A 16,132-nucleotide genomic window follows, 5' to 3' on the forward strand; every position below is an offset into this window, starting at 1 on the left:
TTATTTAAAAATTGAAATTCAATCTTGCAAAAACATATCTTCCATTCTGCCCAAACTGTGAAGTAGATCTTGAATAGATGAATTGGTCATTATTGGTAGAAGCGGTAAGGTTTTTCGTTGGATAGATATCAAACAAATTGTTTACTCCTAAAGTCAGTCCTACATTTTTAGTAAACTGATAAGCAGCAGATAAATCCGTAATGATCTTATCTCCGATCTGCTGATGTTCGTTAAAATCAATGATTCCGTCTCCGTTTACATCAATAATATCAGCGCCTGTTACTTTTCCGAAATAGGTATTTCTGAGATATAAACTTGCATTCTTCCATGAAAGCGTATGAGAAAGACTGGCTTTCACTCTAGGTACCGCTTCTTCCAGATACACTCTTGATTTTTCAGAAAAATAAATCTTTTCAAGCGAAGGAGACTGCAGCAGCCCGGCCGAATGAATTTCTCCTACCTGTTTGGTTTGGTTCAGATTAATCGCAAAGTTATTGTCCAGTTTTATTCCTGAAAATCTCACATTATGGGAAATTACCACATCTAAACCTTTTGTTTCTGTATCGATAGCATTTGTGAAGAACTGGGCACCATTCACATTTAATTTATCATATTCTTTTTGTGCATCTGAAGGTACATCTTTTCTTAAAAACTGATCAGTAAGAATGATACGGTTATCAATTCTCGTAAAATATCCGTCCGCGGTAAAGCTAAGCCCGGCCGAAGGAATTCTGTAAGTAAATCCTACACTTGCTGATTTGGAAGTTTCCTGCTTCAGTTTTGGCATACCCAGCAGTCCTGCCAGCTGAGAATCATTACTGAAAGTTCCTACTTCCAACAGTTGATTATTGGTGAACAACGTAGAGGTTACATTATAATAGATCTGGTGGATAGATGGTGCTCTGAATCCTGTAGATCCCGCAAATCTTACATTGAAATTAGGAGCTACTTTGATTCTTGAAGCCAGTTTATAATTGAATGTAGATCCAAAATCTGAATAGTTTTCATATCTCGCTGCTGCATCTACCAATAACCAATTGGTAAAGTTGAATTCAACATCTGCATACGCTGCTACCGACTGTCTGTTTTTATCGACTGCATTTCCAGGCCTGAATCCGTTGAATACCTGAGAACCTCCCGGCAAGGGTTGTCCAAAAAAGTCTGTGGCTCTCTGGCTTGGATCTCCGTTCCAGATATTTCCAAACTGGTCATATGTCTGATAGGAAGCTTCTTCTCCTTGGGTAATTTTAAAATTCTCATAACGGTGCTCACCTCCAAAGGCTACATTAATTCCTTCCCATACATCATATTTCTTAGAAAAATCTAAATTGATCGTATTTTGAGAAAATCTTAAACCACCTGCATTAAACTCCCTTGGTGAAGCAAAACGCAAAGAGGTATTTCCTGTATTCTGAATATTATAGGTAAATGAATTCTGTCCGTACGTATTACTGAAATCAATATTCCAGCCTTCCCATTTTCCTTTGATTCCCGCTGCCAATGAGATATCCTGAATATCTGTTCCGATCTGTGGAAGATAACCGTTAGGATACAATCCCGTAAACGTTCTGCTTTCTCTCGGTCTTCTGTAAAATCCTCCGGAAGTTCCATGTCTTAAACTGTATCCTCCAAAAGTATATACTTTCCAGTTATCACTTACAGGAATTTCAGCATTCACAAAAAGCTGGTGATTGTTAAGTTTAGACTGTCCTACCTGCATATTAAAATCCTTTCTGACCTGTCCTCTGTAAGCCAGTTCCTGATCTGTCACATCGGCACTCAATAAAGACCAAAGTCCTTTCTGAAGAACATTTCCTGAAGCATCCGTAATGTCTTTAAATGTATTTGCATTTTGTATGTCAGAGAGCTGAGTTGCACTAAAATAGTTCACTCCCTGAGCATACTGATGTACATAATCAATAATCTGCTGTGAATTGGGAGTATTATTTATATTGGTAAAAAGAGAAGAAAGATTGACTCCGTCATTCAAGGCACGTTGTTCTATCGCATTATAAGCATTGTAGATTTTTCCACTTTCAGTACCGGCGCGGTAGGTAGGATTTCTGAATTGTGAAGACCAGGTAATATTAAAGAACCCTCCTTTGGTTCCGATTTTATTTCCATAGTTCAAATCCAGCTGAATATTCTGACCGTCAAAATCTCCGGTATGATCATTAGCCGTTGGCGTAAGGTTTCCTCCATAGCTTATCTGTCCTGCCAGTTTTCCTGTATCTCTTTTCAGGTCAAGGTTGATAACACCGGCAATGGCATCAGATCCGTATTGTGCGGCAGCTCCGTCTCTTAATACTTCAATCCTGTTCAAAGCGAAAGATGGAATGGCATTCAAATCGGTTCCTACGGTACCTCTTCCAGGTGTTCCGTTGACGTTCACCAATGCTGAAGTATGTCTTCTTTTTCCATTCACCAAAACCAAAACCTGGTCTGGCCCCAAGCCTCTCAGCTGTGCAGGATCCAGGTGATCTGTTCCATCTGAATTCGTTTGAATGGTAGAAGTAAATGAAGGAGCAACCGCATTCAGAATCTGCCCGATATTGGTTTGCGGGAGTATAACTGAAGATTCTTTAACATTAAATACATCTACAGGAACCGGACTATCTGTTTTGGATCTCGCCCCGGCTCTGGAACCCAGTACGACTACTTCTTCTACATTATTGGTTTTTATGGTGTCTTTATTTGCTTTTATGCTGTCTTTTTCCTGTCCATAAGTAAATACACCGAGGAAAAATAAAACAGAGGCCGAAAGAATAGTTTTCTTATTTTTCATAGTTTAGAATTTTGATAACATTTATGTTTTTACAGGGTGCAAATGTAAAATTTATTTATTAGTCTACAAAACAGATAGACTTTGTTTTTATAAAAAATAGTTATCGTTTCTTTCTATCCCTTATTTAAAGTTATGATAATTTAAGAACATTTCAATAAAAAAACATTGTTTTATAGAAGGTTAACAGTAAAATAAATTTTGAAAAAACGCTATGTGCGCTAAGAAATTCTTACTTAGTGATTATTTTTACGATCGCAACGGCATCTCCGTTCAGCAATAAAAATCATCTCTGCTAAGTGAAACGCCCTTGCGAAAAAAAAAAATAGCAGATCCAGATAATCACATTGCGAACTTTGTATTTAAAAATAAAAACGGATCCAAAAATTGAATCCGTTTCTTTGTATCTTTATTTTTAAATTTAAATCTTAGTCAGTTTAGCATATTTCAGAATCAGATTTTTTTCTCCTTCATGCATGAAAACTACTTTTGCTTTGATATTCTGAGGATCTGTTCCATCCAGGAAAGTCACTTCTCCAATTCCGAAACGATCGTGTCTCACTTTATCACCCACTTCAATATCCTGAGAAGAAGCTCCGCTTGGATTGATAATTTTAGCCGTACTTACCGGTTTCAGTTTTCTGACTTCAGGAGCAGGTTTGGAAGTATCTCCTCTGTCGATGGTCTTTTTCTCAACCTTTTTGAAAGATCTCATTTCAGATGGATGCTCATCAAAGATATTGGATTTCACTCCTGAATTATTGATAAACCTTTTTTCCAAAGCCGGATTAAGGAATTCAATATATTCATCATCAATTTCGCTTAAGAATCTTGAAGGTTCAGCATCTGTAATTTTTCCCCATTGAAAACGGGAAACCGCATAAGAAAAGAAGGCTTGTTTTTCCGCTCTTGTCAATGCCACATAGAATAATCTTCTCTCCTCTTCCAGGTCTTCTCTGGTTGCAGAGCTCATAAAGCTAGGGAAAAGGTTTTCTTCAAGTCCTACCAGGTGAACCACCGGGAACTCCAGCCCTTTTGAAAGGTGAATCGTCATTAAAGAAACCATGTCATCTTCCAGATCTTTATCCTGAGTATCTGCAGAAAGGGCAATATTTTCAAGGAAGTTGGAAAGACTAGGATCTCCGTCCTCAAGCTGCATCTGTTCTTCAATGAAACCCTGCATGGAGTTCATCAATTCCTGAACGTTTTCTACTCTGGAAATTCCTTCCGGAGTCTGATCATCTTTTAAAAACTTGATTAAACCGCTTCGCTTTGCCACTTCCATAGCCACGCTGTAAGCTGTTTCTGTTTTCAGCAATACCTGAAAAGCTTTGATCATGGACCAGAAGTCATTCAGTTTGTTTAAAACTCCATTATTCAAACCTAGCTGCGGTGCATACATCGGAAGGTTCTCCAATACCTTTGAAACAGCAATATTGTGGGCATCAGCAAAAACGATCAGTTTATTCTGAGTCGTTTCTCCAATTCCTCTTGCAGGATAATTGATAATCCTCATCAATGCTTCAGAATCATTTTCATTGATCAGCAGACGAAGGTATCCAATAAGATCTTTTACTTCTTTTCTTTGGTAGAAAGAAAGTCCTCCATACACTTTGTACGGAATATTTTTACGTCTCAGCGCATCTTCAAAAGCACGTGTCTGAGAGTTGGTTCTGTATAAAATAGCAAAATCGCTGTATTTTCTCTGGTCACGGTTACGAAGTTCCCAGATATTTCCTGCCACAAAATTCGCTTCATCAGCATCGGAAAGGGAACGGTATATTTTGATCTTGTCTCCTTCTTCATTATCACTGAAAACATTTTTCTTAAACTGCTGAAGGTTTTTAGCAATAACAACATTAGCCGCATTTACAATATTCTGGGTGGAACGGTAATTCTGCTCCAGAGATACCGTTATAGCATCCGGATAATCTTTTTTAAAGTTTAAGATATTGTAGATATTCGCTCCACGGAAAGAGTAAATAGACTGTGCGTCGTCTCCTACCACACAGATATTTTCAAATTTCGAAGCCAGAGCTTTTACGATAAGATACTGAGAGTGGTTGGTATCCTGATACTCATCTACCATGATGTATCTGAATCTGTCCTGATATTTTGCCAGTACTTCCGGGAAACGGGTCAATAGTTCATTGGTTTTCAATAAAAGATCATCAAAATCCATAGATCCGTTTCTGAAACACTGATCTACGTATTTCTGATAAATCTGCCCGATGAATTTCATATTCGCTTTTTCATCCGCTTCCATCAGTTCCGGATTGTTGAAATAAGCTTTTACTGTAATCAGATTATTTTTGTATGTTGAAATTCTTGCCTGAACTTTTTTAGGTTTATAAAGATCAGCATCAATATTCATATCCTTCAGTACTTTTTTAATCACATTCAGGGCATCCTGCTGATCATAAATGGTAAAATTGGAAGGATACCCAAGATAATGGGCTTCAATTCTTAAAATTCTTGCAAAAACCGAGTGAAAGGTTCCCATCCAAAGGCTTCTTGCATTGCTGTCCCCTACTACTTTGGCGATACGTTCTTTCATCTCACGTGCTGCTTTATTGGTAAAGGTAAGAGCCAGAATATTGAAAGGGTCTATTCCGTTGTGTATCAAATGGGCAATACGCATGGTCAATACACGCGTTTTACCGGAACCTGCTCCGGCAAGCACCATCAAAGGTCCCTGTAAAGAGGTAACAGCTTCATATTGTGATTCGTTGAGTCCTTTCAAATAGTCCATACAGCAAAAAAATTTGGGAACACAAAATTAAGGTATTCAGAGGAGAATTCAAACTTTCATAGAGAAGTTAGGGATATGAAGCATTAAGACTGTATTGATAGCATTTGTCAATGGTCAATTTTGCTTCGCAAGTAAATCGTAAATGGTTATTCTTAATCTCAAATCCCGCAACCCGAATCACGTAACCTCATTGATAAGCGAAGCGAATTCACCATTCACTACTCACATTTACCTATCTATTTTATACATTCTGTAACATTTAATTCACTTTTCATACTAATTGGTAAACAATTTCTAAATTTTATGAAAAAGCGACTTCTTTCTGCTGCTGCCGTAGCTTTCTTCGGGCTCATGCTGAATGCACAGCAAATCAAATTCGAAGAGTATGACCTTCCCAATGGTCTGCATGTAATTCTTCATCAGGATAATTCGGCACCGGTGGTAACGACAGGTGTAATGTATCATGTAGGTGCAAAAGATGAAGTAAAAGGCAGAACAGGTTTTGCTCACTTCTTTGAACACCTTTTATTCGAAGGAACTCCTAACATCAAGAGAGGAGACTGGTTTAAAATCGTTTCTTCAAACGGAGGGCAGAACAACGCCAACACGACCAATGACAGAACGTATTACTATGAAACATTCCCTTCCAACAATGAACAGCTTGGTCTTTGGATGGAGGCAGAAAGAATGCGTCACGCTGTTATCAACCAAATTGGTGTAGATACCCAGAGAGAGGTTGTAAAAGAAGAGAAAAGATTAAGAATGGATAACCAGCCTTATGGGAATCTTTTCACGACTATTCAGAAAAATTTATTCACAAACCACCCATACAACTGGCCGACAATCGGTTCAATGGAAGATTTAAACTCTGCTAAACTAGAGGAATTCCAGGCGTTTTATAAAAAATATTACGTTCCGAATAATGCTACTTTAGTGGTTGCAGGAGATATCAAACCCGAGCAGACAAAAAAATGGATCGAAACCTACTATGGAGGCATTCCAAAAGGAACCCTTTATCCAAAAGATTTCCCGAAAGAAACACCTATCACTCAGGAAAAAGAAGTAACTGCTACAGATCCCAACATCCAGCTTCCGGCTTATGTGTTCGCATATAGAACTCCGGCTAACAAAGAGAAAGATGCTTATGTTTTAGATATGCTTTCTTCTTATTTAAGCAGCGGTAAATCTTCGGTTTTATATAAAAAATTAGTAGACCAGGACAAAAAAGCACTTCAGGTGGCTGCTTTCAACCAGGGACTTGAAGATTACAGTATTTTTGCCTTCTTCGCAATTCCAATGGGACAAACTACAAAACAGGCTTTACAGACTGACATTGATGCTGAAATCAAAAAGCTTCAGACTACTTTAATTTCTGAAGAGGATTATCAAAAACTTCAAAACCAGTACGAAAACCAGTTTGTAAATGCCAATTCAAGCATTCAGGGAATTGCCGCTTCATTGGCAACCAACCACGTATTGATGGGTGATACGAATCTGATCAACAAAGAAATCGACATTTACAGATCTATCACAAGACAGGATCTTCAAAATGCTGCTAAAAAGTATCTTAATTCCAACCAAAGAATAATCATCAATTACGTACCTGAGAAAAAGTAATCATGTTCAACTTTCAGGTTACCTTATGATTATTAAAAATTAAATTTTTACAAATGAAAAAGCAATTAACATATATAGCTGCAGCATTTTTCTTTACAGGAATGGTTTCAGCACAAAAAATAGATCTTAATGCAATGCCAAAACCAGGACCTACTCCTGCGATTAACATTGCGAAGCCAAAAACTTTCCAGCTAAGCAACGGCCTTACGGTAATGGTGGTTGAGAACAACAAATTACCAAGAGTAAGTGCCAGCCTTTCTATGGACAGACCTCCATACAACGAAGGAGCAGTAACCGGAGTAAGCGAAATTATGGCTGAGCAGTTCGAAAACGGAACTACCAATATCAGCAAAGATGACTTCAACAAAAAAGTGGATTATCTTGGAGCAAACCTTAATTTCTCTTCGGGAGGTGCTTCTGCCAATTCACTTTCAAAATATTTCCCTGAAGTTTTAGGTTTAATGGCTGATGCCATCATTAATCCTAAATTCTCTGCTGAAGAAATTCAAAACTCTAAGGAGAGAACGATTGAAGGATTAAAAGCTGACGAAAAAAATGCTTCTTCTATTGCTGAAAGAGTATCCAACGCTTTGATGTATGGAAAAAATACTTCAAGAGGTGAGTTTGAAACGGTTGAATCTATCAACAAAATCCAGCTTGCTGACGTACAAAATGTTTATAAAAAATACTACGCTCCGGATAATGCTTATTTAGTAATTGTAGGAGACGTAAAGTTTGACCAGGTAAAACCTTTGATCGAAAAAGCTTTCAGTGGCTGGAAAAAAGCAAACACTCCTATTACACCATTGGAACCTGCTTCTAACGTTGCCAAAACGGAGATCAATGTAGTAGACGTTCCTTCGGCTGTACAGTCTGTTGTTTCTTTAAACAACCTGAACACCCTGAAAATGAAAGACGCCAACTACTTCCCTGCTACAATCGCCAATTACATCCTTGGTGGTGGCGGTGAAGCCAGACTTTTCATGAACCTTCGTGAGAAAAACGGATTTACCTATGGGGCTTACTCAGAAATGGTGGCCAGCAAGTATTCTCCACAATTCTCTGCGAGTGCAAGTGTAAGAAATGAGGTTACAGACAAAGCCGTTAAGGAATTCATGAATGAACTTAATGCGATTTCTACCATAAAACCAGAAGAATTAGCGAACGCTAAAGCTAAATTAAAAGGAGCTTTCATTCTTGCCCTGGAACAACCTGCCAATATCGCAAGATTTGCTTTAAACCTGAAGGTTCAGGATTTACCTGCTGATTTTTATACCAATTACTTAAAATCTATTGATAAGGTAACTGCAGCAGATGTTTCCAATGCTGTAAAAGCTACAATTTTGCCCAACCAGAGCAGAATTTTCATCGCTGGTAAGGCATCTGATATTTCTGAAGGATTGGAAAAACTGGGTTATCCTGTAAAATATTTCGATAAAGAAGCCAACCCCGTTGCAAAACCAACTGTACAAAAAGTGGATGCCAATGTAACCGTTGCATCTGTTGTTGACAAATACATCAATGCTATCGGAGGAAAAGCTAATCTGGCGAAAATCACTTCTTATACAACCAACGCCTCAATGTCTATGCAAGGACAAAACATCGATTTTAAAATCGTTAAAGCACAGGGCGGAAAAGAGCTTACCACGGTAACGGCAATGGGACAGGTTGTTCAGAAGCAGGTATTCGACGGGAAAACCGGCTATTCTATGCAAATGGGACAAAAGGTTGACATCACACCGGAGGAAATTGCCGAAAAACAAAAAAATCCTGAGATTTTCGAAGAATTGGGATTTGCAAAATCTCCCGATTATAAATTAGGAGGAATTGAGAAAATCGGCGGGGAAGATTCTTATGCTATTAAAGGTGGAAATACAACCTATTACTACAGTGTGGCAACGGGATTAAAAACCGGAGAAACTAAAAAAATAAAAGCTAAAGGTCAGGAAATGACCATTCCGACAACCTACTCTAATTATAAAGATGTAGAAGGCGTAAAAATGCCTTTCACGATCTCTGTAAGCCAGATGGGAATGGATATGACCATGAATGTAAAGTCTTATGAGATCAATAAGGCTACAGATGCTGATTTTAAATAATAACATCCTATTTTTATAGAAAAAACGGCAACAAATGTTGCCGTTTTTATTTTTATCAACATTTGGCGATATCTTTTTTTGTAATTCAGTAAAAAAAGATTAAATTTGCCCATTCAAAAAGATATCAGAATTAATGGATACTATATTTACACTATTGATGGTTCTTATTATGATTGCCAGTGTCTTATTGGTAATTATTGTTATGGCACAAAATCCAAAAGGAGGAGGCCTTTCCAGTACATTCGGAGGTGCATCATCTGCACAGTTCGGGGTACAGAGAACCAATGATTTCATGGAAAAGGCAACATGGACTCTGGGCGGAACTATCATCGTTCTTATCCTTTTAAGCGTTGTTATTACAGGTAAGCCTTCTCAGGCACTTCCTACACAACAGCCTGCTAAGAAAGAAGCTCCGGCAAAACAGTCAGCTCCTGCTTCTTCCACAACTACTCCGGCACAGACTCCTGCACCGGCAAAATAAGAAGAATATCATCTTACATACAACAAAAGCAACTCAGATTGAGTTGCTTTTTTATTTTAACCTGATCTTTTCAATCTGATGCCGAAGCTTTAATCCTGCCTTTAAAAATGAATACTGTACAGGCTTCGATTCTTTATAGTATTTATCAATAAAGATCTGCATGGCTCCGTAAAATCTGTTGAGGTATACTTCATCTTTAATGGTACTTTCCCCTTTGTGATGAAGAATTGAAACTTTCCCGTAATAGAAGTTTTGATATCCGTTTCTTAAAAAGGTATAACAAAGATCAATATCTTCTCCATACATAAAATAAGCTTCATCCAATCCTCCTATTCTCTCGTAAACGTCTTTTTTAGCCAATAAAAATGCTCCGGTGATTACTTCCACTTCAGCAATAGCATTTTCTTCTATATCGTTTCTGTAATAGGATTTCGAGTTGTTCTTTTTAAAATTGGTAAACAGCTTTTCAAATGAATTGAACATATCCGGAACCGATCGCTTGCTTTCAGGAAGGAAATTTCCTCCGGCATCATGCATTCTCACCCCCAGACATCCGAATGAAGGCTGTGCATCTGCAAAATCCAGCAGTTCTTTCATATAAAACCCTTCAAATTCAGTATCAGGATTCAAAAGCAAAATATATTCTCCTTTTGCCTTCCGGACAGCCTGATTATTCGCTTTTGAAAACCCGCCATTTGTTGCAGAAGATATAAAATGTACGTTGGGAAATTCAGAAATAAGATCTCGCCATGAGCTATCTGCAGAAGCATTATCAATGACAATCACCTCATAATCTATATCCTGTATATACTTCCGGAGCGACAGGAGGCAGCTTCTGAGCAATTGGGTAACATTGTAATTAACTATAATAACAGATAACTTCATATTAATCCTTTTCGTTGTAAGGCAGTCTGTTGATAATAGATCTTCCTAAAGAAATTTCATCTGCATATTCCAGTTCATCTCCTACAGAAATTCCTCTTGCAATGCTGGAAAAATTCACATTGAAATTTTTAAATTTTTTGTAAATATAATAGGCGGTGGTATCTCCTTCCATCGTAGCACTCAGTGCGAAAATAAATTCCTTTACCTGTCCGTCATTCAGTTTCTTTTCTATGCTTGGAATATTCAGCTGGCCTGGCCCTACTCCTTCCATGGGAGAAATTTTCCCACCGAGAATCAGATATTTTCCTGTATACTTTCCTGTATTTTCGATCGCAATCACATCCCTTACATCTTCAACGATACAAATCAGTTCGCCATTTCTCTTTTCATTGCTGCATATTTCACAGATGTCAAAATCTGAAAAATTATGACATTCTTTACAATATTTTATTTCATTGACAAGATTAATCAGGGAGTTGCCAAGGCTTACAGCTCTTGAATTGGGCTGCTTCAGCAAATGTAATGCTAATCTCAGAGCCGTTTTCCTGCCAATCCCAGGCAATCCCGAAATCTCATCTACTGCTTTTGCCAATACTTTACTAGGGTAATCCATAAGTACAAAAATAAGGATTAAAGTTGATAATTGATAGTGAATCGTGAATGGTCAATTCACTTCGTTTGTGAATTTGTATAAAGTGATTATTGACTATTGACTTTGCGCAGTAAAATTGACAATTGACCATGAAATTAATGTCCCATTATGATATTTTATATTTCCCGTGTATCTGAGAACACTAAAAAAACCTTTATATTTGCGGCTTAAATTAAATATGAAAAAAATAAACTGATATGGTACTTAACAATCTTAATTATCCTCTGGATTTCAAATTCAAAATCACTACTTTAGCAAGTGACTTCAACATTACTGACAAAAACGGAAATTATGTGGCATATGTCCGTCAGAAAATGTTCAAGTTAAAAGAAGATGTTATTGTTTTTAATGATGAAAGCAAGTCTAAGGAACTTTTCAGAATTAAAGCTAACCAATGGATTGATTTCAACGCTTCTTATTCTTTGAACGACCTCATCGACAACAAAAACTTCGGCAGGCTGGCAAGAAAAGGAATGCGTTCTCTGTGGAAAGCAAGTTATGATATCCTGGATGCACATGATCAGCCTAAGTTTAAAATTCAGGAAGATAGTGCATGGGTAAGATTCTGGGACAGCTTTGTAGGAGAACTTCCTATCATCGGGATGTTTACAGGATATTTCCTTAATCCGTCCTATACTGTGACAGGGATTGATGGAAAGGCTTATTTTAAGCTAAAAAAAATGCCTTCATTCTTCGGAAGAAGATTTCAGCTGGACAGACTGATCGATATTGATGATGAGGAAGAAAGCCTGGTAATCCTTTCTTTATTGATGATGACACTTCTTGAAAGAGCAAGAGGATAAACAAATAATAAAACCACAAAGACATGAAATATGTAATCATTGTATTTTCCGCATTTCTACTGGTAGCCTGTAAAAAGCAAAAAGAAACTGTGTCAGGTTCTGCTCCTGCTGATTCTTTACATATCACTAAAGATACTGCTTCTATCGGACCTTCTTCAGGAAATATTCTGGTGGGAACCATTCCGTTTCCAAAAGAAATCAAAGAATGTTCCTGCTATTTTGCAGCCAGCAAATCTGATTTTGAAAATGAAAGATATATCTATGCGGATGATGCCGGAAAAACAGCATACATGATGCTTGACGGTAAAAGACTGGCGATGAACCTCATTTCATCAAGTGACATGGAAGTAGATGAATTGCTGACCAAGGAAATAGAAAATGATGATTATAAAATTTCTGTAAAAGGTAAAAAAATAAAGGGCGAAGAAGCTTTGCTGTTTGAAGGAACTCTGACTATAGAGAAACCGGACGGAACTACATTTACCACTCCGATCTATGGAGAATGCGGATGTTAATAAAGCTAAATCCTACAAAAATGCTTCTGTATCTCACGGAAGCATTTTTTATTTCGTAAATTTGAGAAAAATAAATTTCAATGGAATTATCTAATATAGAACCGCAGATTATATGGAAAAATTTCTCCAGATTAAATGCTGTTCCGAGACCTTCAAAAAAGGAGGAAAAAGTAATAGCTTTTATCAAAGGATTTGGTGAAAATTTAGGACTGGAAACTACGGTAGATGAAGTAGGAAACGTTATTATCAAGAAACCAGCCACGGCAGGAATGGAAAACCGTAAATCGATCGTGCTTCAATCGCACCTTGATATGGTTTGCCAGAAAAACAATGATGTGAATTTCGATTTTGAAACGGAAGGAATCAAAATGGAAATTGATGGTGACTGGGTTAAGGCTAAAGGAACTACTTTGGGCGCTGATAATGGTTTAGGAGTAGCAACCATCATGTCTATCCTTGAGAGTTCTGATATTCCACACCCTGCATTGGAAGCTCTTTTCACGATTGATGAAGAGACCGGAATGACAGGTGCTTTAGGATTAAAACCAGGACAATTGACAGGACAAATCCTATTGAATCTTGATACGGAAGAGGATGATGAAATTGATATCGGCTGTGCAGGAGGTGTAGACGTGACAATCACTCAAACCTATGCTGCAGAAGCTTCAAAAGGACAAATTGTAAGACTTGAAGTAAAAGGTCTTCAGGGAGGACACTCCGGAATGGATATCCATAAAGGTTTCGGAAATGCCAATATCATTCTGGGAAGACTTCTTTACAGCGGATTGGACAACCAAAATATTGAACTGGTTTCTATCGACAGCGGAGGTTTGAGAAACGCTATTCCAAGAGAAGGAGTTGCTATAATCTCAGTGAGAAATGCTCAGGAGTTTATTGAAAATGTAACGGTTCTTAAAAAAGAGATCTTAGAAGAATTTGCTGCTGTAGAACCGGGAATCCAGATCAATATTGAAAACTCTACGTCTTCCGACAAAGCTATTTCAGAAGCAGATTCCAGAAAAGTGATCCTTACTTTAAAGGCTCTTCACAACGGAGTTTACAGAATGAGCCCGGACGTAAAAGATCTTGTAGAAGCGTCCAACAATGTAGCAAGAGTAGAACTGAAAGGTGGAGAACTTAAGATCTTAAACCTTACGAGATCTTCTGTAGATTCTTCCAAATATTCAGTGGCAGAACAATTGAAATCGGTAGCAGAGCTTGCTGGAATGAATGTTGAATTCAGCGGTTCATATCCTGGATGGAAGCCAAAACCTGGTTCAGAGATTGTACAGCTGATGGAGAAACTTTATATTGAAAAGTTCACTGAAAAACCTCATGTAGTAGCATGCCACGCAGGTCTTGAATGTGGTATCATCGGTGCCAACTATCCTGAAATGGAAATGGTAAGCTTCGGACCTACTATCAGAGGCGCACACTCTCCTGATGAAAGAGCGAATATTCCTTCAACTCAGAAATTCTGGAGCTTCCTGAAAGATATTTTAGCGAATATTCCTCAGAAATAGAACATTAAAATTGCTATATTCAATATCCAAAGTCTTATGATTTTGGATATTTTAATTTTTTTAAAGATGAAAATAAAATTACTCTTATTACTTTATTTGATCGTTTGTATTAAAACTTATTCTCAGTCACAGAGATTAATGGGCGAATGGATTTTAGATAAAATTGTACAACCTGATGGGAAAAATTTAGAAATAAATAATCCCAAGTATTCCTTCAGTCTTTTTTACAAAATTAATCAAGATGAATTTGTAATTTCTAAGCAAAAATTCAAAGCGAAGTTTTATACTGACAAGATTATTCTTGAAAATCGTACTTTCAAATACTGGTTTGAAGATAATTATCTAGTCCTACAAGAAGGAAATGAAATATCTTTATTATTAAAGGAAGGAGATTTTATAAAAAAGTTTCCGGAATTTAAACCCAAAATCGAAGTAAGAAACAACGATAGCTTATTGATTGCTAATCAGGTAATTCGTCCAATATTTAATCATGAAAAAAGTTTTGATGACTTCATAATACCCTTAATGAAACAAGAAAACTCAAAAGATATGGATGACTTATATTTTAAAATTGAATATATTTTAACAAAAGATAATAAGATTACTAGTATTAAAATACTTGACAAGCGTACCCCTCAATATGATACACAATTTGTGCAAGCATTAATGCAGGCAGAAAAATATTTTAAAAATCCTTATGGAATAAATATGTTAGTAACTGAAGAAAACTATTTTTTAAAATGGTATCAGGATTTGAGCGATAAATCAGAGAAAGATTTATATCATATTATTGGGAATGGTTTTGAATACTATAATAACAATCAATTTGATAAAGCGATTGAAAACCTCAGTAAGTTGGACAAATTACAAATTAAAGATAATCGCTTCATCTCGAGATTTCGTGAGGGCTATATTAAACTAGGAATATCATATCTTGCAGTTGGAAAAATTGAACAGGCATGTACAAACTTCAAAAAAGCTGGAGGTTTAACAGATTTTGAAGTTAGAAACTATTTAATTGATTTTTGCAAATAATATGAAAAGTATCACCATATTCTGCGGCTCAAGCTTCGGCACAGATAAAATATATGAAGAGCAAGCATTTCTGCTGGGGCAAACCTTAGCAAAACAAAATATACAACTGGTTTATGGTGGTTCGGAAACTGGTTTAATGGGAACAATTGCTAACGGTGCTTTAAGTGAAAAAAGTAAAGTAACAGGAGTCTTACCCCAGTTTTTACAGTCTAAAGAAATTGCTCACAAAAACCTGACAGAGCTTATCATCGTGGAAACCATGCACGAAAGAAAAACCAAAATGAATGACCTTTGTGATGGGGTTATCGTTCTTCCCGGCGGATATGGTACATTAGAAGAATTCTTTGAGATGATCACGTGGGCACAGCTCGGGCTTCACAAAAAACCGATTGGGATTTTGAATATTGACGGATTTTATGATGATCTGATCAAACTGGTTCAGACGATGGTCGATAAAGGATTTTTAAAGCAAATAAACAGAGATATGCTGCTGATCAGCAATACCATTGACGACCTGCTGGAAAAGATGAGAAATTATCAGGCTCCTACGGTTGGAAAATGGATTTCTAAGGAAGAAATTTAAGTTTTATAGTCTTTCACATGAATAACTACAACGTTAATAAAGAAATGCTCGGAGTTGCCACAGCATTTGTAACTATATTCGTTATTGTTCCTGCTCTTTCTTCTTATTTTATGGAAGATTGTAAGACTGCGATGGAAAGAGTTAAGAAGCAAAAATGTAAAATTAGAGTCGAAAGTATTGAAGGTATAAAATCTCTTAAATTAAAGGGAACTATTCCTGAAAGCATTCAACCTTGTGAATGTTATGAAAACGGCCAATGGTGGGTTTCCTATAAAGATGAAATAGAACCGGGAGATTACTTTATAAAGAATGAAGGTGAAAGTTACTTAGAAATCATTAAAGAAGACACTCTAATCAGACACGAGTATATATGTTCTCAGAAATAAATATAAAAACAAAACCCGT

The 16,132-nt window shown here is 36.9% G+C and carries 13 protein-coding genes; 9 read left to right on the plus strand and 4 right to left on the minus strand.

Annotated features, from left to right (window positions below; all coding sequences use genetic code 11):
• Positions 1–4 precede the first annotated feature (4 nt).
• Together JNG87_RS08350 and JNG87_RS08355 are read right to left on the minus strand one after the other, a co-directional pair.
• On the minus strand, positions 5–2,785 hold the full coding sequence (locus tag JNG87_RS08350) for a TonB-dependent receptor plug domain-containing protein (RefSeq protein WP_202843327.1): 2,781 nt from the start codon (positions 2,783–2,785) through the stop codon (positions 5–7).
• A 418-nt stretch (positions 2,786–3,203) separates the two neighbouring features.
• Entirely contained in the window at positions 3,204–5,534 is a 2,331-nt protein-coding gene (locus JNG87_RS08355) for an ATP-dependent helicase (RefSeq protein WP_202843329.1), read from the minus strand.
• A gap of 303 nt (positions 5,535–5,837) precedes the next feature.
• Here JNG87_RS08355 and JNG87_RS08360 point away from each other — a divergent pair, with 303 nt between their 5' ends.
• From JNG87_RS08360 to secG, 3 genes are all read left to right on the plus strand, one after another.
• Positions 5,838–7,151 carry a M16 family metallopeptidase gene (locus JNG87_RS08360; protein WP_047429324.1) on the plus strand — a complete coding sequence of 438 codons (1,314 nt, stop codon included), beginning with the start codon at positions 5,838–5,840 and terminating at the stop codon, positions 7,149–7,151.
• 53 nt (positions 7,152–7,204) lie between these two features.
• Positions 7,205–9,250, plus strand: coding sequence for a M16 family metallopeptidase (locus tag JNG87_RS08365; protein ID WP_202843331.1), 2,046 nt, complete (start codon positions 7,205–7,207; stop codon positions 9,248–9,250).
• A 133-nt stretch (positions 9,251–9,383) separates the two neighbouring features.
• The gene (secG, locus tag JNG87_RS08370; RefSeq protein WP_110010885.1) at positions 9,384–9,731 is read left to right on the plus strand and encodes a preprotein translocase subunit SecG; all 348 of its coding nucleotides are present in this window, start codon (positions 9,384–9,386) and stop codon (positions 9,729–9,731) included.
• Between the two features lie 51 nt (positions 9,732–9,782).
• Here the strand turns inward: secG and JNG87_RS08375 are convergent, their stop codons facing one another.
• Both JNG87_RS08375 and recR read right to left on the minus strand, forming a co-directional pair.
• The gene (locus JNG87_RS08375) at positions 9,783–10,622 is read right to left on the minus strand and encodes a glycosyltransferase family 2 protein (RefSeq protein WP_202844259.1); all 840 of its coding nucleotides are present in this window, start codon (positions 10,620–10,622) and stop codon (positions 9,783–9,785) included.
• The gene (gene recR / locus JNG87_RS08380; protein ID WP_202843333.1) at positions 10,618–11,229 is read right to left on the minus strand and encodes a recombination mediator RecR; all 612 of its coding nucleotides are present in this window, start codon (positions 11,227–11,229) and stop codon (positions 10,618–10,620) included. Before recR ends, JNG87_RS08375 begins: the two co-directional genes overlap by 5 nt.
• Positions 11,230–11,465: 236 nt before the next feature.
• On the opposite strand from recR, the gene JNG87_RS08385 reads away from it, so the two are divergent.
• From JNG87_RS08385 to JNG87_RS08410, 6 genes are all read left to right on the plus strand, one after another.
• Positions 11,466–12,071, plus strand: a complete 606-nt coding sequence (locus JNG87_RS08385) for a hypothetical protein (RefSeq protein ID WP_202843335.1) — start codon at positions 11,466–11,468, stop codon at positions 12,069–12,071.
• A 23-nt stretch (positions 12,072–12,094) separates the two neighbouring features.
• A complete protein-coding gene (locus JNG87_RS08390; protein ID WP_202843337.1) occupies positions 12,095–12,586 on the plus strand; it encodes a hypothetical protein in 492 nt (163 codons plus the stop codon).
• An 80-nt stretch (positions 12,587–12,666) separates the two neighbouring features.
• Complete coding sequence (locus JNG87_RS08395) at positions 12,667–14,109, plus strand: aminoacyl-histidine dipeptidase (RefSeq protein ID WP_202843339.1); 1,443 nt, start codon at positions 12,667–12,669, stop codon at positions 14,107–14,109.
• Between the two features lie 66 nt (positions 14,110–14,175).
• Positions 14,176–15,144 (plus strand): hypothetical protein, encoded by a 969-nt coding sequence (locus JNG87_RS08400; RefSeq protein WP_142018736.1) that lies wholly within the window; start codon positions 14,176–14,178, stop codon positions 15,142–15,144.
• A gap of 1 nt (position 15,145) precedes the next feature.
• Positions 15,146–15,727 carry a TIGR00730 family Rossman fold protein gene (locus tag JNG87_RS08405; protein WP_202843341.1) on the plus strand — a complete coding sequence of 194 codons (582 nt, stop codon included), beginning with the start codon at positions 15,146–15,148 and terminating at the stop codon, positions 15,725–15,727.
• A 17-nt stretch (positions 15,728–15,744) separates the two neighbouring features.
• Positions 15,745–16,113, plus strand: a complete 369-nt coding sequence (locus tag JNG87_RS08410) for a hypothetical protein (RefSeq protein ID WP_202843343.1) — start codon at positions 15,745–15,747, stop codon at positions 16,111–16,113.
• Positions 16,114–16,132 lie beyond the last annotated feature (19 nt).

Origin of the sequence: Chryseobacterium cucumeris (genome assembly GCF_016775705.1) — a bacterium.
Classification (GTDB): domain Bacteria; phylum Bacteroidota; class Bacteroidia; order Flavobacteriales; family Weeksellaceae; genus Chryseobacterium; species Chryseobacterium cupriresistens.

What these genes read in the sequence shown, in the direction of transcription:
- JNG87_RS08395 (WP_202843339.1), top strand. Translation starts at nt 12,667, where the DNA reads ATGGAATTATCTAATATAGAACCGCAGATTATATGGAAAAATTTCTCC.
- JNG87_RS08360 (WP_047429324.1), top strand. Translation starts at nt 5,838, where the DNA reads ATGAAAAAGCGACTTCTTTCTGCTGCTGCCGTAGCTTTCTTCGGGCTC.
- JNG87_RS08410 (WP_202843343.1), top strand. Translation starts at nt 15,745, where the DNA reads ATGAATAACTACAACGTTAATAAAGAAATGCTCGGAGTTGCCACAGCA.
- JNG87_RS08350 (WP_202843327.1), bottom strand. Translation starts at nt 2,785, where the DNA reads ATGAAAAATAAGAAAACTATTCTTTCGGCCTCTGTTTTATTTTTCCTC.
- JNG87_RS08390 (WP_202843337.1), top strand. Translation starts at nt 12,095, where the DNA reads ATGAAATATGTAATCATTGTATTTTCCGCATTTCTACTGGTAGCCTGT.
- JNG87_RS08400 (WP_142018736.1), top strand. Translation starts at nt 14,176, where the DNA reads ATGAAAATAAAATTACTCTTATTACTTTATTTGATCGTTTGTATTAAA.
- JNG87_RS08365 (WP_202843331.1), top strand. Translation starts at nt 7,205, where the DNA reads ATGAAAAAGCAATTAACATATATAGCTGCAGCATTTTTCTTTACAGGA.
- recR (WP_202843333.1), bottom strand. Translation starts at nt 11,229, where the DNA reads ATGGATTACCCTAGTAAAGTATTGGCAAAAGCAGTAGATGAGATTTCG.
- secG (WP_110010885.1), top strand. Translation starts at nt 9,384, where the DNA reads ATGGATACTATATTTACACTATTGATGGTTCTTATTATGATTGCCAGT.
- JNG87_RS08355 (WP_202843329.1), bottom strand. Translation starts at nt 5,534, where the DNA reads ATGGACTATTTGAAAGGACTCAACGAATCACAATATGAAGCTGTTACC.
- JNG87_RS08385 (WP_202843335.1), top strand. Translation starts at nt 11,466, where the DNA reads ATGGTACTTAACAATCTTAATTATCCTCTGGATTTCAAATTCAAAATC.
- JNG87_RS08405 (WP_202843341.1), top strand. Translation starts at nt 15,146, where the DNA reads ATGAAAAGTATCACCATATTCTGCGGCTCAAGCTTCGGCACAGATAAA.